The 14,743-nt window shown below is 70.0% G+C and carries 18 protein-coding genes and 1 other RNA gene; 11 read left to right on the plus strand and 8 right to left on the minus strand.

The genetic code is table 11. The features are described 5' to 3' along the window. Positions 1–796, minus strand: a 796-nt coding sequence (locus AC1DCG_RS09745; protein ID WP_477041469.1) for an alpha/beta fold hydrolase, incomplete at its 3' end; no start/stop codon positions are given. Positions 797–852: 56 nt separating this feature from the next. Here AC1DCG_RS09745 and AC1DCG_RS09750 point away from each other — a divergent pair. Beyond that, positions 853–2,049, plus strand: coding sequence for a glycosyltransferase family 4 protein (locus AC1DCG_RS09750; RefSeq protein ID WP_477030224.1), 1,197 nt, complete (start codon positions 853–855; stop codon positions 2,047–2,049). Then, positions 2,046–3,017 (plus strand): glycosyltransferase family 9 protein, encoded by a 972-nt coding sequence (locus tag AC1DCG_RS09755; RefSeq protein ID WP_165257744.1) that lies wholly within the window; start codon positions 2,046–2,048, stop codon positions 3,015–3,017. Before AC1DCG_RS09750 ends, AC1DCG_RS09755 begins: the two co-directional genes overlap by 4 nt. A gap of 13 nt (positions 3,018–3,030) precedes the next feature. On the opposite strand, the gene AC1DCG_RS09760 is transcribed toward AC1DCG_RS09755, so the two are convergent. Further along, the gene (locus AC1DCG_RS09760; protein ID WP_477030223.1) at positions 3,031–4,161 is read right to left on the minus strand and encodes an alpha/beta hydrolase; all 1,131 of its coding nucleotides are present in this window, start codon (positions 4,159–4,161) and stop codon (positions 3,031–3,033) included. A 47-nt stretch (positions 4,162–4,208) separates the two neighbouring features. Next, positions 4,209–4,760 carry a GNAT family N-acetyltransferase gene (locus AC1DCG_RS09765; RefSeq protein WP_477030222.1) on the minus strand — a complete coding sequence of 184 codons (552 nt, stop codon included), beginning with the start codon at positions 4,758–4,760 and terminating at the stop codon, positions 4,209–4,211. Between the two features lie 58 nt (positions 4,761–4,818). On the opposite strand from AC1DCG_RS09765, the gene AC1DCG_RS09770 reads away from it, so the two are divergent. From AC1DCG_RS09770 to AC1DCG_RS09780, 3 genes are all read left to right on the plus strand, one after another. Further along, positions 4,819–5,391, plus strand: coding sequence for a TspO/MBR family protein (locus tag AC1DCG_RS09770; protein ID WP_165257738.1), 573 nt, complete (start codon positions 4,819–4,821; stop codon positions 5,389–5,391). Between the two features lie 45 nt (positions 5,392–5,436). Further along, complete coding sequence (locus tag AC1DCG_RS09775; RefSeq protein ID WP_477030221.1) at positions 5,437–5,820, plus strand: ribosomal maturation YjgA family protein; 384 nt, start codon at positions 5,437–5,439, stop codon at positions 5,818–5,820. A gap of 210 nt (positions 5,821–6,030) precedes the next feature. Then, a complete protein-coding gene (locus AC1DCG_RS09780) occupies positions 6,031–6,693 on the plus strand; it encodes a DUF1109 domain-containing protein (protein WP_477030220.1) in 663 nt (220 codons plus the stop codon). A 2-nt stretch (positions 6,694–6,695) separates the two neighbouring features. On the opposite strand, the gene AC1DCG_RS09785 is transcribed toward AC1DCG_RS09780, so the two are convergent. The 5 genes from AC1DCG_RS09785 to gap form a co-directional block, all read right to left on the minus strand. Further along, positions 6,696–7,010 (minus strand): hypothetical protein, encoded by a 315-nt coding sequence (locus tag AC1DCG_RS09785; protein WP_477030219.1) that lies wholly within the window; start codon positions 7,008–7,010, stop codon positions 6,696–6,698. Between the two features lie 401 nt (positions 7,011–7,411). After that, positions 7,412–8,503: a class II fructose-bisphosphate aldolase gene (gene fba / locus AC1DCG_RS09790; RefSeq protein ID WP_165257727.1), complete on the minus strand. Its 1,092-nt coding sequence runs from the start codon at positions 8,501–8,503 to the stop codon at positions 7,412–7,414. Positions 8,504–8,712: 209 nt separating this feature from the next. Continuing rightward, positions 8,713–9,903, minus strand: a complete 1,191-nt coding sequence (locus AC1DCG_RS09795) for a phosphoglycerate kinase (protein WP_477030218.1) — start codon at positions 9,901–9,903, stop codon at positions 8,713–8,715. Between the two features lie 11 nt (positions 9,904–9,914). Then, positions 9,915–10,301, minus strand: a complete 387-nt coding sequence (locus AC1DCG_RS09800; protein WP_477030217.1) for a hypothetical protein — start codon at positions 10,299–10,301, stop codon at positions 9,915–9,917. 1 nt (position 10,302) lies between these two features. Beyond that, positions 10,303–11,310 (minus strand): type I glyceraldehyde-3-phosphate dehydrogenase, encoded by a 1,008-nt coding sequence (gene gap / locus AC1DCG_RS09805; protein ID WP_477030216.1) that lies wholly within the window; start codon positions 11,308–11,310, stop codon positions 10,303–10,305. A 217-nt stretch (positions 11,311–11,527) separates the two neighbouring features. On the opposite strand from gap, the gene AC1DCG_RS09810 reads away from it, so the two are divergent. The 6 genes from AC1DCG_RS09810 (at position 11,528) to AC1DCG_RS09835 (ending at position 14,606) form a co-directional block, all read left to right on the plus strand. Beyond that, positions 11,528–11,983, plus strand: coding sequence for a hypothetical protein (locus AC1DCG_RS09810; protein WP_165257719.1), 456 nt, complete (start codon positions 11,528–11,530; stop codon positions 11,981–11,983). Positions 11,984–11,987: 4 nt separating this feature from the next. After that, a complete protein-coding gene (locus AC1DCG_RS09815) occupies positions 11,988–12,314 on the plus strand; it encodes a cell division protein ZapA (protein WP_058348093.1) in 327 nt (108 codons plus the stop codon). 176 nt (positions 12,315–12,490) lie between these two features. Beyond that, positions 12,491–12,653: non-coding RNA, 6S RNA (gene ssrS / locus AC1DCG_RS09820), on the plus strand. A gap of 41 nt (positions 12,654–12,694) precedes the next feature. Further along, positions 12,695–13,309: a 5-formyltetrahydrofolate cyclo-ligase gene (locus AC1DCG_RS09825; RefSeq protein ID WP_165257713.1), complete on the plus strand. Its 615-nt coding sequence runs from the start codon at positions 12,695–12,697 to the stop codon at positions 13,307–13,309. A 6-nt stretch (positions 13,310–13,315) separates the two neighbouring features. After that, a complete protein-coding gene (locus AC1DCG_RS09830; RefSeq protein ID WP_165257711.1) occupies positions 13,316–14,137 on the plus strand; it encodes a TIGR00282 family metallophosphoesterase in 822 nt (273 codons plus the stop codon). A gap of 130 nt (positions 14,138–14,267) precedes the next feature. Further along, positions 14,268–14,606 (plus strand): endonuclease domain-containing protein, encoded by a 339-nt coding sequence (locus AC1DCG_RS09835; protein WP_477030215.1) that lies wholly within the window; start codon positions 14,268–14,270, stop codon positions 14,604–14,606. Positions 14,607–14,743 lie beyond the last annotated feature (137 nt).

Consider the following 14,743-nt stretch of genomic DNA (forward strand, 5'->3'; position numbering starts at 1 on the left):
GGCCGGCCAGGCGGCGGGCGACGGGGTCGTCGTCGACGGGCGTGGCCAGCACGCGGGCCTCGGCCACGGCGGCCGTCAGCCGCTCCAGGTCCTGCGGGCGCGACAGCCTGTGGTCGCCGTCCTTGATCAGCGAGAAGACCACGTCCTGGCTGGTCAGGCCGTTGGCCAGCTCCAGGGCGTGGGTCCAGGGCACGTCGGCGTCGGCGCCGCCCTGCAGCACGCGCACCGGGACGTCGATCGGCACGGGTCCTGGCAGGATCGACCAGCGCGCGCCGTCCTCCAGCAGCTCGCGGGTGATGGCGTAGCCGCCGTCGTCGTACTCGGACGGCCGGATCCAGAAGCCGTCGCGGGCGATGGCGGTCCTGGCCTCGTCGGACAGTTCGGGAGCCATCAGCTTGTCGGTGAAGTCGGGGGCGGGGGCGATCAGCACCAGGGCCTTCACCCGCTCGGGCCGAGCGATGGCGGCCAGGCACGCCAGCCAGCCGCCCATCGACGAGCCGACCAGCACCAGCGGGCCGTCGGTCAGCTCGTCGATGACGGCGAGCGAATCGGCGCGCCAGCGGCTGATCGTGCCGTCCCTGAACGCGCCCGACGATTCGCCGTGGCCGAAATAGTCGAAGCGGACGTACGATCCGCCCGTGGCCAGGGCCTGTTCGGCCAGCACCTGGGCCTTCGTGCCGGTCATGTCGGAGTGAAAGCCGCCCAGCCACACCACCGTCGGGCCTTCGCCGTCGATCCTGCGGTAGGCGAGACGTTGATTTTCCTCGCGCGGATGGAAATCACGGACTTCGGTCATGGCGCGGCCTTGTTCGTTTCGCTAACTAACCCCTCCTAACCTCTTCAGAGCGCGGCGTGTCCATCCTTCCCGATGAATTCACCCTGCTGCAGGTGACTCCGGAACTGGAGACCGGCGGCGCCGAGCAGACCACGATCGATGTCGCGCACGGCGTGGTGGCCCAGGGCGGCAAGGCCCTGGTGGCGACCCGTGGCGGCCGCATGGCCTCGCGCCTGGAGGCCGACGGCGGGCGCCTGGCCCAGATGCCGGCCCAGTCGAAGAACCCGCTGGTGATGCTGGGCAACGCCGCCCGCCTGATCGACCTGATCCGCCGCGAGAAGGTGACCCTGGTGCACGCCCGCTCGCGCGCGCCGGCCTTTTCGGCCCTGTGGGCGGCCCACGCCACCCGGACGCCGTTCGTGGCCACCTATCACGGGGTCTACAACGCCAAGTCCAGCCTCAAGCGCTGGTACAACGCGGTGATGACCAAGGGCGACCTGGTCATCGCCAATTCCGAATACACCCGCGCCCACGTCATCGCCGAGCACGGGATCCACCCCGACAAGGTGGTGGCCATCCCGCGCGGGGTGGACCTGTCGCGCTTCGAGCCCGGCTTCGTCTCGGCCGAGCGGGTCGAGGCCCTGCGCAAGGCCTGGGGCGTGGCGAGCGACGAGCGCCGCCTCAAGGTGCTGCTGGCCGGCCGCCTGACCCGCTGGAAGGGCCAGGGCCTGGCCATCGAGGCGGTGGCGCGGCTGAAGGCCCTGAACGACACGCGGGTGCTGCTGCTGCTGGCCGGCGACGACCAGGGTCGCAAGGGCTATCGCGCGCAGCTCGAGCACATGATCACCCAGGCGGGCCTGGAAGACAGCGTCAGGCTGGTGGGCCACTGCGACGACATGCCGGCCGCCTATCTGCTGGCCGACCTGGCCATCGCCCCGTCGCTGGAGCCGGAGGCCTTCGGCCGCACGGCGGTCGAGCCGCAGGTGATGGGGCGTCCGGTGATCGCCGCCGACCACGGCGCCACGCGCGAGACGGTGGTTCCGGGCGAGACCGGCTGGCTGGCCGCGCCCGGCGACGTCGAAGCCTGGGCCCAGGCCCTGAACGACGCCTGCGAAGCGGGCGCCGCCGGGCGTCAGGCGATAGGCATGGCCGCCCGCGCCCGTGCGCGACGGTTGTATTCTGTGGACGCGATGGTCGAGGCGACCCTTAAGGTCTATGCGCGCGTCATGGCCGCCCGGAAGGCTGGGGCGGGAGTTTCGGAGTCGAAGGGTTGAGCAAGGAGATCAAGAAGGTCCTGGTCATCAAGCTGGGCGCGCTGGGCGATTTCGTCCTGGCCCTGGCGGCGATGAAGAAGATCCGCGAGGCGCACCCGCGCGCCAAGATCACCCTTCTGACCACCCCGCCGTTCGAGGCCCTGGCCCGCCTGTCGCCCTATTTCAACGCCGTCGAGGTGGACGGCCGTCCCAGCGACGCGGGCGACCTCTTCAAGATGCTGGGCCGGATCCGCAAGGCCAAGTACGACCGCGTCTACGACCTGCAGACCAACAACCGCACCGGCTGGTACTTCCAGGCCCTGCGGCCGTTCCCGCCGCAGTGGTCGGGCATCGCCAACGGCGCCAGCCTGCCCCAGCGCGGCCGCGCCCGCTATCACATGCACACGCTGGAGCGTCACGCCGACCAGCTGCGCCAGGCCGGTATCTGGCCCGATGCGCCGACCGAGCCGGGCAGCGCTCCGCCGCCGGACCTGTCGTGGATCCTGCGCAAGCACAAGGACGCCCGTCCGGTCGCCGGCGCGGTGGCGCCCAAGCCCTACGTCCTGCTGGTGCCCGGCGGCTCGGCCCACCGCCCCGAAAAGCGCTGGCCGGTCGAGAGCTACGCCCAGCTGGCGGCCCTCTTGAAGTCCAAGGGCCTGGACATCGTCATCATCGGCGGGCCGCAGGAAAGCGCCATGGCTCGCCAGATCCAGAAGGCCGCCGGCCAGGCGCGCGACCTTACCGGCCGCACCGACTTCGCCCAACTGGCCGTGCTCGGGGCCAAGGCGGCCCTGGTGGTCGGCAACGACACCGGCCCCACGCACCTTCTGGCCGCGGCCGGCGCGCCGACCATCGCCCTGTTCTCCGACGCCTCGGATCCGGCGCTGTGCGGCCCGCGCGGCCACGTTGCGGTGATCAAGTCGCCCGACCTGAAGGCTTTGCCGGTCAGCACCGTGGCCAGCACCGCGATCTCGCTGCTGCCGCGCTAAGGCCTCCAGGCGCTTACGGACGGCCGAAGGCCCAGCCCAGGATCTCGATCAGGCGCTCCTGGTAGAACAGCCCGCCGTGGCCGCTGACCGGCTCGACCAGCGCGACCTCGTCGCCGGAACCCTTGGCGCGCGCGACGATCTCCCGCGAGCGGTTGATCCCCGGATCGAACAGGCCGGTGGTCACAAGCAGCCGCGGCCGGCCTGGCGCCTCGACGCCCTGCGCCTTGGTGCGCGCCATCGCCGCCGGCGCGGCCTGGGCGAACAGGTCGCGATGGCGCAGGGCGATGTCCAGCGCCCAGTCGCCGCCGTTCGACTTGCCGGTGACCAGGCGCTCCTCGCGCTTCTTCGAGGCGCCGTACAGCGTCTCGGCCCGGGGCATCACCTCGTCGAGGAAGAAGCGTTCATGCGCCTCGAAGCCGGCGTTTGAGCCCTTCCAGTCGAGCAGGTAGTCGACGGCGCGCTGCTGGCCCTGGCCGGAATGCACGCCGACCAGCACCACCGGCCGGATGCGTCCGTCGAGGATCGCAGGCTCGATGCACCGGGCGTAGAAGGCCACGCTGCGGCCGTCGGCGAGGTAGGCGACCGGATAGGTCCTGGCCTGGTCGAAGCCGGGCGGCAGGTAGACCGTCAGGCCGCGCGGCGCGCCAAGGGCCTTGCCGTCGAGGCTCTCTTCCACCATTCGGCCCCGCAGTTCAGGCACGGGGGTCTGGGCCGGCGGGGTCTTGGGGCCGCGATAGACCAGCGGCGTGACCGGACCCGTCCCGCCGACCATGAAGACGTCGATCAGCGCCTCGTCGAGACGGGGTATCCGGACGACCAGGGTGGCGAGGTCAGTTCCCTCGACCTTGGCCAGGGGCGCCAGGATCGCGCCCGCCAGCATCGGCTCGGCCGCCTGCGTTTGGGCGGCGACCAGCAGGCGATCGCCCTCGCGCCAGACGGCCGAACGGGCCTGGCCCAGCTGGGTCGCGATGGTCTCGGCGGGGATCGCCTCGCGCAGGCGACAGATGTCGGGACTGGCGTTGGCCGCGCCGCAGTCCTGGACCAGCGACCCGGGCGGCAGATCTGGAAAGGTCGTCTGGGCGTGGGCGGCGGTCGATGTGGCAATGGCGAGCGCCGCCGTCGCCAGCGTGGTTCGAAGCATCATCCTGGAACTCCCCCTGTTCGTCGGCTGAGTTCACAAGGAAATTCTGGTCAAGGTTGGGCGGCGCGACAGTGCGCGCTTGGCGGTAGTCTCCTCGCGCCCGGCCGGCGCATGAACATCCGCGCGCGCTCGTCCAGGCCGCGCGCCAGGTGCTCGGCGCGGATCGCGGCCATGCCGGGCGTCAGTTCGCCGACCTGCGCAAATCCCAGGCGGGCGTAGTAGGGCGCGTTCCAGGGCACGTCGCGAAAGGTCGACAGGGTCAGGCCGGCGTCGCCCGCGCGCTCGCCAGCGGCGTCCAGCAGGGCCGCGCCGATCCGGCGGCCGGCGAAGGCGGGCAGCACGTCCAGCTGTTCCACATAGAGGCCGCCCTCCAGCGGACGGAACATCACGAAGCCGGCGATGGCGTCGCCCGCCTGTGCGACCAGCAGGCCGCCCTCGACGATTCGCCGGGCCAGGATCGGGGCGGGCGTCGGCTCATCGGCGGCGATGTCGTCCATCAGGCCCAGGAACCGCTGGGCCGAGGCGCGCTCCAGGTCGCGGATCGCCTCGACCTCGACGGCGCGCGCGGGACGTAGCAGGATGGGCGCGGGGGCGCTGTTCATCTGGAACCAAGCCGGAAACTGGACGGTTTAGGGTTCCGAGTTAACGAGGAGTCCGTCAATGCGCATCACCCCCGGCAAGCCGTACGCCCCCCGCGCCCTGGCCGGCCGCGAAGCGTTCCAGCCGGACACCAGCGGCAACAGCGCCGGCGCGCAGCTGGCCATAGGCCTGGCCCTGGCCGGCGGCGCGATTCTGGCCGCCACCCTGCTGGGCCGCCGCCACGAGCGGGTGATCGACGACGAGGAGTACGCGGTCGGCTATGCCGAGATGCACGAGCCGGTCGCCCACCAGCCCAAGCCCCTGACCAGCCTGCTGCTGCCGCCGCTGTTCATCGCAATGACCCTGTCTGGCCTGCGCACCTGGAACGCGCCCTCCAGCCCCGCCCGCACCCGGGCGCTGACCCTGTGGAGCCTGACCCAGGGCTTCAACGCCCTGTGGCTGGCCTTCGGCACGAAGCGCGGCGGCGGACAGCTGGCCGTGGCCACCGCGTCGCTGGGCGCCTCGGCCGCCTACGCCGTCGAGGCGCGCAAGGTCGGCGGCGCCTCGTCGCCCGATCTGGGCTGGCTGGGCGTGGCCAACGCGCTGACCGCCCAGCTGTGGCGTCGCCCTCCGGTCCGTCCCACCTTGCACTGACTGCCTTCGCGCGGCCTTCTCCCCGCCTTCGAGCGGGGAGGGACCATGCGGATTCGGTTCGGACACCTGGCGGCCGCGGCGACCCTGTTCGTGGTCGAGGTGGGCATCGCGCTGTTCGTGCGCGACGGCTTTGTGCGGCCCTATCTGGGCGACGTGCTGGCCACGGCGATGGTCTATTTCGCCATGCGAAGCGCGGCGCCCGTCGGGCGGAGCCTGGCGGCCGCCTCGGCCTTCGGCCTGGGCGCGGTCATCGAACTGGGCCAGGCGCTGCACGTGCTCGACCATGCGGGTCTGGGCGGCAACCGCGTGGCGCGGGTGGTGTTCGGCGGCGTGTTCGATCTGAAGGACCTGGCCTGCTACGCCGTCGGCGTGGGCCTGGCGGTGCTGGTCGACCGGCGCTGGCGCGGCGATCCGTCCGCCGCCGGATGAGGCGCTGCGACCGCCGCTCACGGCCGACGGCGCCGCTCAACCGAGCATTGAGGGTGTGTCCACAGCCGCTCCACAGGGCTCGCAGAACGTCGGTATTGACTTCCGCTGCCTAACCTTTACGCATTCGCCCCGGCTTTTGAGATCGCCTCTCACGAGCGCGTCGCCAGGGGACGGGCGGCCGAAAAACAAGCCTGTTGCGGGGGGAAGCGGTTGGCCTTCGACGACGCGACCTATGACGACGGCGTGCTCGCCGTGCGGACGCCTGACGCGTCCGGCTGGCGGCCCAAGGCCACCAGGCCGGCCTGGCGCCTAGCCGAGATCGGCGTCGCCGGCGGCCTTGCGGCTCTGCTGCTCGTGTTGTTCTGGCTGGACCTGCGCCCCGACATCGAAACCGCTCCTCAGCAGCCGTTCTTCTGGCTGAAGATGGTCTATACGGCGGCCCTGGCGGCCGCGGGCTTCGACGGCCTGGCCCGCCTGATCCGGCGGGGCCCGCCGGCCCCCACGGCGATCGTCGTGGCGGTGATCGCGCTGCTGGTCTTCGCCGTCGGCGGCGCGACCGAAGCCACCCAGCTGGAGCCGGCCAAGCTGGCGCGCTTGTTCGCGCCGGCTTCGGTGGGCGCGTGCTTGTTCAACGTCGTCGCCCTGGCCCTGCCGACCCTGCTGCTGACCCTGACGGTGCTGCGCGGCGTCGAGACCGAGCGGCCGATCCTGGCCGGCTTCGCGGCCGGCGTGTTCGCCGGCGGCCTGGCCGCCAGCGTCTACGGCCTGCACTGCCCGCACTCGACCTTCGTCTTCGTGGGCCTGTGGTATCTGGGCGGCGTGCTGCTGTGCGGTCTGGCCGGCGCCGCCCTGAACCGGCTGGCCGCGCTCTGACCTCACGGCGCGGCGAGTTCGACGCGCTGCAGCACCCGTCCCCTGCGATCGAAGGCTGTCAGCTGCACGGCCGGACCCTCGCCGCCCGTGAAGATCAGGTCGCGGGCCGGGTCGAACGGCGCCAGTCCCGCCAGCCCGACGATCACCGCCCGCGAGGCTTCGGGCGCGGGCGGCGCGGCCACCAGCGACTCGATGCGGCCCACGTGCTCCAGCAGTTCGTCGGCGGCCAGGCCGCGCACGAAGCGGCGGGCGGCCGCGCGGATCCGGCCGACGGGCGGCGCGGGCTGTTCGGACGGGGAGGGGGCTTGCAAGGTCATGGTCGTTTCTCCTGAGGGTCAGGCCGACGGACCGCACGACAAAAAACCCCGCGCCTTGGAAGGAGCGGGGTTCGAAGATCCTGCGATCTCTGATCGGCGGTCGCTAAGACGCGCGCGTTCGTCCCGTTCCTGAAGGCCAGGCGGTAATAAGTACGGTGAGAAGGAGCGCGCGGGCGGAGACGGGCGCGACGCGGCCGGCGGYGGTCGCAAGACCGTCGCGGCGGGCGTCGAAGCTGTTCAGGCCCATGGGCATGAAGATGCCGTCTCCGAGGTGACGGACGACTTCTAGCAGCCTCTGGGCGCTGTGGTCAGCAAGAAACTGTCCGCCTGCGCCTCGGTGAACGAAAAAGGCCCTCCCGGCGAACCGGAAGGGCCCTCGTTCCTGCGTGAAGCGGGAAGGCTTACTCGGCGGCGGCCTTGCCGGCCGGGGCGCCGAACTTGGCGTTCAGTTCGCCCGACAGGTAGCGCTTGGCCATGGCCGCGGTCGAGATCGCGCGGATCTTGCCGGCGTGGCCGGCCGAACCGAACTGCTCGAAGCGGGCCTGGCAGACCTTGCGCATGGCGTCCTTGGCCGGCTTCAGATAGGCGCGCGGGTCGAACTCGTGCGGCTTCTCGATCAGCAGCTTGCGGACGGCGCCGGTGATGGCCATGCGGTTGTCGGTGTCGACATTGATCTTGCGCACGCCGTGCTTGATGCCGCGCTGAATCTCTTCGACCGGCACGCCCCAGGTCTGGGGCATCTCGCCGCCGTACTGGTTGATGATGTCCTGCAGGTCCTGCGGAACGCTGGAGCTGCCGTGCATCACCAGGTGGGTGTTGGGCAGGCGGCGGTGGATTTCCTCGATCACGTTCATGGCCAGGACGTCGCCGTCCGGCTTGCGCGTGAACTTGTAGGCGCCGTGGCTGGTGCCCATGGCGATGGCCAGGGCGTCGACGCCGGTGGCCTGCACGAAGTCGACCGCCTGGTCCGGATCGGTCAGCAGCTCGTCGTGCGACAGCTTGCCTTCGAAGCCGTGGCCGTCCTCGGCCTCGCCCATGCCGGTCTCCAGCGAGCCCAGCACGCCCAGTTCGCCCTCGACCGACACGCCGCAGGCGTGAGCCATCTCGACCACCCGGCGGGTGACGTCGACGTTGTACTCGTAGCTGGCCGGGGTCTTGGCGTCCTCCATCAGCGAGCCGTCCATCATCACCGAGGTGAAGCCGTACTGGATCGCCGTGGCGCAGGTCGCCGGGCCGTTGCCGTGGTCCTGGTGCATGCACACCGGGATGTGGGGGTAGATGTCGACCAGGGCGTCGATCATCTTGGCCAACATGATGTCGTTGGCGTAGTTCCGCGCGCCGCGCGAGGCCTGGATGATGACCGGGCTGTCGACCGCGTCGGCGGCCTCCATGATGGCCAGGCCCTGTTCCATGTTGTTGATGTTGAAGGCGGGCAGCCCGTATTCATGCTCCGCCGCATGATCCAGCAACTGCCTAAGCGTGATCCTCGCCACGTGGTATTTCTCCTGCAAGCTTTGAAGTCGTTGGGTTCGTTCTTGTTTTTGGGGCGCGGCGCTTTTGCGCTCTTTGCCCGAAGACCCCGGGGCCGGTTCCTCGTCCGGCGTCCCGAGAGCGGAGGCCTGCGCCCCGAAAGGCTCGGGGCGGGGCGTTCCGACTTGATCGATGGTCCCGTGGCCGTCGTGGGCTCCCCGGGATCCTCCCTTTAGGCTTCGAGAGCCGCGACGCCCGGAAGCGTCTTGCCCTCCATCCATTCCAGGAACGCGCCGCCCGCCGTCGAAACGAAGGTGAAGTCGGCCGACACGCCCGCGTGGTTCAACGCCGCGACGGTATCACCGCCGCCCGCGACCGCCACGATCTTACCCGATTTCGCGAGAGACGCGGCGTGTTTCGCCGCCGAAACGGTCGCTTCGTCGAAAGGTTGCACCTCGAACACGCCCAGCGGGCCGTTCCAGATCAAGGTGACGCTCTGGTCCATGGCCGCCAGCAGCTTCTTGGCGCTCTGCGGGCCCGCGTCGAGGATCAGGTCGTCGGCCTGCACGTCCGACAGGCCGCGCACGGCGGTCTCGACGCCCGGGGCGACCTTCTTGGCCACCACCACGTCGACCGGCAGCAGCAGTTCGCAGCCGGCCTTCTCGGCCTTGGCGATGATCTCGCGGGCGGTGTCGGCCAGATCCTTTTCACAGAGCGAGCCGCCGACGTCGTGGCCTTGGGCGTAGAGGAAGGTGTTGGCCATGCCGCCGCCGATGGCCAGTCGGTCCAGCTTGGCGACGAGGTTGTTGAGCAAATCAAGCTTGGTCGAGACCTTGGAGCCGCCGACGATGCCGATCACCGGCTTCTTGGGGTTGCCCAGCGCGGCGTCCAGGGCTTCCAGCTCGCGCTGCATGGCCAGGCCCGGATAGGCCGGCAGCAGCTTGGCCAGGCCCTCGGTCGAGGCGTGGGCGCGGTGGGCGGCGCTGAAGGCGTCGTTGACGTAGACGTCGCCGTTGGCGGCCAGGGCCTTGGCGAACTCGGCGTCGTTCTTTTCCTCGCCGGCGTGGAAGCGGACGTTCTCCAGCAGGGCCACGCCGCCGTTCTCCAGGCCGTCGACGACCTTGGCGGCTTCCGGGCCGATGCAGTCGCTGGCGAAGGCCACCGGCTGCTCCAGCAGCTTGCTCAGCGGTTCGGCGACGAAGCCGAGGCTCATTTCCGGCACGACCTTGCCCTTGGGGCGGTCGAAGTGGGCCAGCAGCACGACCTTGGCGCCGGCCTTGGACAGGAAGGCGATGGTCGGCAGGGCCGCGCGCAGGCGGGTGTCGTCGGCCACCTTGCCGCCGTCGACGGGCACGTTGAAGTCCACCCGGACCAGGGCGCGCTTGCCGGCGAGATCGGCGGTGTCGAGGGTGCGGAAGGTCATGGTGCGTGAGCCTACATGAAGGTGTGAGTATGCGCCGCCCAGGCGGTGCACAGCGCCGTTGCGCCGACAAACCACAGGGCGAGGAAAAGGCTGGAAGCAGGCAGCGCCGACGGGTTGTCGGCGCGGCGGCGGGCTGAACGGGCCTGGTAGAACCAGCCGACCCACCAAAGTCCGGCGATCAAGAGAACGATGCCGATGAGCGGCATGACCATCGCCGGGGACACGGCCGTGATCGGCGTGAGGCAATGGCTTCTGAGGCCGGTGGCGGGATCGTGGCTGCAGGAGGCCGGAGGGCCGTACTTCCAGGATTCGACAATGCCTACGAACGCTTTGCCGATCAAAGCAGACACTGGCCACGCCATCACTCCCAAGGCGGCGATGGCGGGCCAGCGTTTCATCTTAGAGGAACTTCGCCATTTCCAGAGCGGTGTCGCTCATGCGGGTCGCGAAGCCCCATTCGTTGTCGTACCAGCTGAGCACGCGGGCCAGCTTGCCTTCGATGACTTGCGTCTGGGGCAGGGCGGCCGTCGAGCTGGCGGCGATGTGGTTGAGGTCGGTCGAGACCAGCGGGTCGGTGGTCGTAGCCAGGACGCCCTTCATCGGACCGTCGGCGGCGGCCTGCAGCGCGGCGTTGATCTCGGCGATCGAGGTCTCGCGGCCGGCGACGACCTTCAGGTCGATGACCGAGACGTTCGGGGTCGGGACGCGGATCGACGAGCCGTCCAGCTTGCCCTTCAGTTCCGGCAGAACCAGGCCCAGGGCCTTGGCGGCGCCGGTCGAGGTCGGGATCATGGAGAGGGCCGCGGCGCGGGCGCGGTAGAGATCCTTGTGCATGGTGTCCAGCGTCGGCTGGTCGCCGGTGTAGCTGTGGATCGTGGTCATGTAGCCGCGCTCGATGCCGAACAGGTCGTGCAGGACCTTGGCGACCGGGGCGAGGGCGTTGGTGGTGCACGAACCGTTCGAGACGACGATGTCGTCGGCGGTCAGGGTCTCGTGGTTGACCTTGTAGACGATGGTCTTGTCGGCGCCGTCGGCGGGAGCCGACACGAGCACGCGCTTGGCGCCGGCCTTCAGGTGCAGGGCGGCCTTGTCGCGGGCGGTGAAGATGCCGGTGCACTCGAAGGCGATGTCGACGCCCAGTTCGGCGTGCGGCAGCTCTTCGGGGTTGCGGATCGCGGTGACCTTGATCTTGCCGGTGCCGACGTCGATCCAGTCTTCGCCCGAGGTGACGACGCCGGGGAAGCGGCCATGCACGCTGTCGTAGCGAAGCAGGTGCGCGTTGGTCTCGACCGGGCCCAGATCGTTGATCGCCACCACCTCGATGTCACGGCGGCCGTGCTCGGCGATGGAGCGCAGCACGAGGCGGCCGATGCGGCCGAAGCCGTTGATGGCGACGCGAAGGGCCATGTGGTCTTTCTCCTCACGATCGGACCCGCTCGGAAGCGAGCGGCGTTCCTTGATTTTGCAGGGGGTTTCGCGGTCGAAAGCGGCGAAGTCAAGCCCAGGAACGCTCACAACACATTAGCTATTGTTGTGACGCTCGTTACATCGCCCAATTGTGGTCACGCCGGCTGGCGAAGTCGGCGACGATCTATATGTTGCGCCGCATGATGGGAACTTGCCGATGACCCCGGGCGAAGGAAGCGCCCTCGACCTGGCCGCGCGCCGGCTTGAGCGCGCCGTCGCGAACCTGGAGCAGAAGATCGCCGCCGAACGGGCCGAGCGAGCGCAGGCTGCCGCCCAGCCGGCGGCCGGCGACCTGTTCGCCGCCGCTCCGGCCGCGGCCGACGCCGCCGTGGTCGAGAAGGCCGCCCAGCTGGCCGCCGACCTGGAGGCCGCCCGCGTCCGCGAGCGCGCCCTGGAGGAGGCCGGCGAGCAGGCCAGCGAGGCCCTGGGCCGCGCCATCGCCGAGATCCGCGCCGCCCTGGGCGACGAGAGCCTGATCGGCGAGGGTGTCCACGACGACGAGGAGGAGGGCGCCGCGCCCGCCGATTTCGCCGACGAAGCCGAAGACGATCCCGAAGCGTTGTACGACGAGGACGACCCGCCGTTCGACCCCGACCCGCCCGCGAAGGCCTGAGCCCATGGCGCAACTGACCATCCACGTGAACGGCCGCCCCTACAGCGTGGGCTGCGAAGACGGCCAGGAGGCCCACCTGCTGGAGATCGCGCGCCTGTTCGACCGCCAGGTCCGCCAGGTCAGCCAGGAGGTCGGCCAACTGGGCGAGACCCGCCTGTTCCTGATGGGCGCCCTGCTGCTGGCCGACGAGCTGTCGGACCTGAAGCTGCGCCTGGCCCACAACCAGTCGGAACTGGCCCGCCTGCAGAACGAGCAGACCCGCGTCGAGATCCGCGCCATCAAGGCCATCGACGCCGCGGCCGAGCGCATCGAGAAGCTGGCGGCGGGGTGACCCCCTCCGGCCCTCCGGGCCACCTCCCCCGGAGGGGGATCTGAAGCGCCAAGATGCGCCCCTTTTGGGGGAGCTGTCGCGAAGCGACTGAGGGGGGCTTCGAGCGGCGCGACATCTCGCCGGACGCGCGGCCCCTATCGCTCGGCGATCCGACCTCCTATATTGGCTGACGGCGGGTCGTGCTGCGGCTCTCGTCGAAGATTTCTATTCCCAGGGACCTTAATCTCTCTATCGGGACCTGTTCCCTCCCGTGGCCGTGGCTGCGGGAACACGGGGCCCACCTGTAACTAACAGGTTCGAGTGGATTGAAACGTCTTCACGGTTCTTCGCGGCGCCGCCACCCTTTCCCTTCATCCCCGTCCTTCGGCTAGAAGGTCGCGATGACCATCGCCGACCCCGCCGCCGCCAAGACCGCCCTGCGCGTCTTCGTGCGCAACCGCCGCAAGCAGCTGGCCCTTGAGCACCCCGAGGCCGACTGGATGGCGGTGGACGTGGCGCGCGAGCCGCTGTCGGCGCGCTTTCCCCATCCGCAAGGCAAGATCGCCGCGCTCTATCACGGCCTGGGATCGGAGGTTTCGGCCCGCGCGCTGGCCGACTGGCTGGCGGGGGAGGGCTGGAGCCTGGCCCTGCCCAGCGTCGAGGGCGCCGATCCGCACGGCAAGGGCGGACGGATGGTCTTCCGGGCCTGGACGCCCGGCGAGCCCCTGGCCCGCGACGCCATCGGCCTGGTCGCGCCGGTCGCCCACAATCCCGTCGTCCAGCCCGACCTGGTGGTCGCGCCCTTGCTGGCCTGGGATCGCGAGGGACGACGCCTGGGGCAGGGCGGGGGCTATTACGACCGAGCGCTGGAGGCCCTGCGCGGGCGCAAGTCGGTGTTCGTCGTCGGCCTCGCCTACCAGGGCCAGGAGACCCACGGCCTGCCCGACGAGCGGCACGATCAACGATTGGACGCGATCTTGACCGAAAACGAGTATATCGAGGTCCGAAAGGACTGATCGATCATGCGTTTTGCTTTCTTCGGCGACGTCGTCGGCAAGTCGGGCCGCGACGGCCTGGCCGACCACCTGCCGGGCCTCCGTCGCCAGCTGGGCCTCGAGTTCGTCATCATCAACGCCGAGAACGCCGCCGCCGGCTTCGGCATCACCGAGAACACCGCCCGCGAGCTGTTCGACGCCGGGGCCGACTGCCTGACGCTGGGCAACCACAGCTGGGACCAGCGCGAGGCCCTGACCTACATCGTGCGCGAGCCGCGCCTGATCCGTCCGGCCAACTACCCGATCCTGTCCGACGCCCCCGGGCGCGGCAGCCATCTCTTCCAGACGGACAGCGGCAAGACCGTGTTCGTGGTGAACCTGCTGGGCCGGGTGCACATGGACGCCATGGACGATCCGTTCGCCGCCGCCGACCGCGAGCTCGACAAGGCGCCGCTGGGCCAGGTGGCCGACGCGGTGATCGTCGACATGCACTGCGAGGCGACGTCCGAGAAGATGGCCATGGGCCACTACTGCGACGGCCGCGCCAGCCTGGTGGTGGGCACCCACACCCACGTGCCGACCGCCGACTGCCAGATCCTGACCGGCGGCACCGCCTACCAGACCGACGCCGGCGCCTGCGCCGACTACGACAGCGTCATCGGCAACCAGAAGGAAGAGCCCCTGCGGCGCTTCACCACCAAGATCAGCGGCGGCCGCTACCAGCCGGCCAGCGGCCCGGCCACGGTCTGCGGCGTGTTCGTCGAGACCGACGACCGCACGGGTCTTGCGGTGCGCGTCGAGCCGATCCGCGTCGGCGGCCGGCTGAGCCAGAGCGTGCCGCAGGTATAAAACCCTCTCCCGGAGGGGAGAGGGAGGGGCCCATCGCCTTGCGATGGGAGGGTGAGGGGTGACGCGGCCAACCGCGAAAACCCCCATTCCTCCGCTTGCCGTTTCTAGGACGCCGCCAAAGCATGGCGTCATGCCCAATATCGCCAACGCCCGCCGTCTGCGCCGTGACCAGACTCTCGCCGAGGAAAAGCTCTGGGCGCTGTTGCGTGGTCGTCGTCTGGCCGGTTTCAAGTTCCGTCGCCAGATGCCGGTTGATCGGTACTTCGCCGACTTCGCCTGCCGCGACGCCAACCTGATCGTGGAGCTCGACGGGGCTTCCCATGAAGGGCGCGAACTGCATGACGCAGAGCGGACGAAGGCTCTCCAGCGCTGCGGTTATCGCGTGCTGCACTTCGACAACGAATTCGTCCTAACCGACCCAGGCGAGGTTCTGCTCGCCATTGGCGCGGCGCTCCGGCTGAGGGCGTGACCCCTCACCCTCCCATGCTGCGCATGGGCCCCTCCCTCTCCCCTCCGGGAGAGGGATCAAGGACGTTCAATCCGCTCCCGCTTGCATCCGTCATGGTCCCTGGCCAACCTCTCGCCGAGGCAAGCACAGGAGCCCTC

This window comes from Caulobacter sp. 10L414 (assembly GCF_056395525.1).

Bases quoted from the DNA above. Each gene is read 5' to 3' on its own strand.
- AC1DCG_RS09760 (WP_477030223.1), bottom strand. From the start codon at position 4,161: ATGATGCTTCGAACCACGCTGGCGACGGCGGCGCTCGCCATTGCCACA.
- AC1DCG_RS09765 (WP_477030222.1), bottom strand. From the start codon at position 4,760: ATGAACAGCGCCCCCGCGCCCATCCTGCTACGTCCCGCGCGCGCCGTC.
- AC1DCG_RS09770 (WP_165257738.1), top strand. From the start codon at position 4,819: ATGCGCATCACCCCCGGCAAGCCGTACGCCCCCCGCGCCCTGGCCGGC.
- AC1DCG_RS09775 (WP_477030221.1), top strand. From the start codon at position 5,437: ATGCGGATTCGGTTCGGACACCTGGCGGCCGCGGCGACCCTGTTCGTG.
- AC1DCG_RS09785 (WP_477030219.1), bottom strand. From the start codon at position 7,010: ATGACCTTGCAAGCCCCCTCCCCGTCCGAACAGCCCGCGCCGCCCGTC.
- AC1DCG_RS09795 (WP_477030218.1), bottom strand. From the start codon at position 9,903: ATGACCTTCCGCACCCTCGACACCGCCGATCTCGCCGGCAAGCGCGCC.
- AC1DCG_RS09800 (WP_477030217.1), bottom strand. From the start codon at position 10,301: ATGAAACGCTGGCCCGCCATCGCCGCCTTGGGAGTGATGGCGTGGCCA.
- gap (WP_477030216.1), bottom strand. From the start codon at position 11,310: ATGGCCCTTCGCGTCGCCATCAACGGCTTCGGCCGCATCGGCCGCCTC.
- AC1DCG_RS09810 (WP_165257719.1), top strand. From the start codon at position 11,528: ATGACCCCGGGCGAAGGAAGCGCCCTCGACCTGGCCGCGCGCCGGCTT.
- AC1DCG_RS09815 (WP_058348093.1), top strand. From the start codon at position 11,988: ATGGCGCAACTGACCATCCACGTGAACGGCCGCCCCTACAGCGTGGGC.
- AC1DCG_RS09825 (WP_165257713.1), top strand. From the start codon at position 12,695: ATGACCATCGCCGACCCCGCCGCCGCCAAGACCGCCCTGCGCGTCTTC.
- AC1DCG_RS09830 (WP_165257711.1), top strand. From the start codon at position 13,316: ATGCGTTTTGCTTTCTTCGGCGACGTCGTCGGCAAGTCGGGCCGCGAC.
- AC1DCG_RS09835 (WP_477030215.1), top strand. From the start codon at position 14,268: ATGCCCAATATCGCCAACGCCCGCCGTCTGCGCCGTGACCAGACTCTC.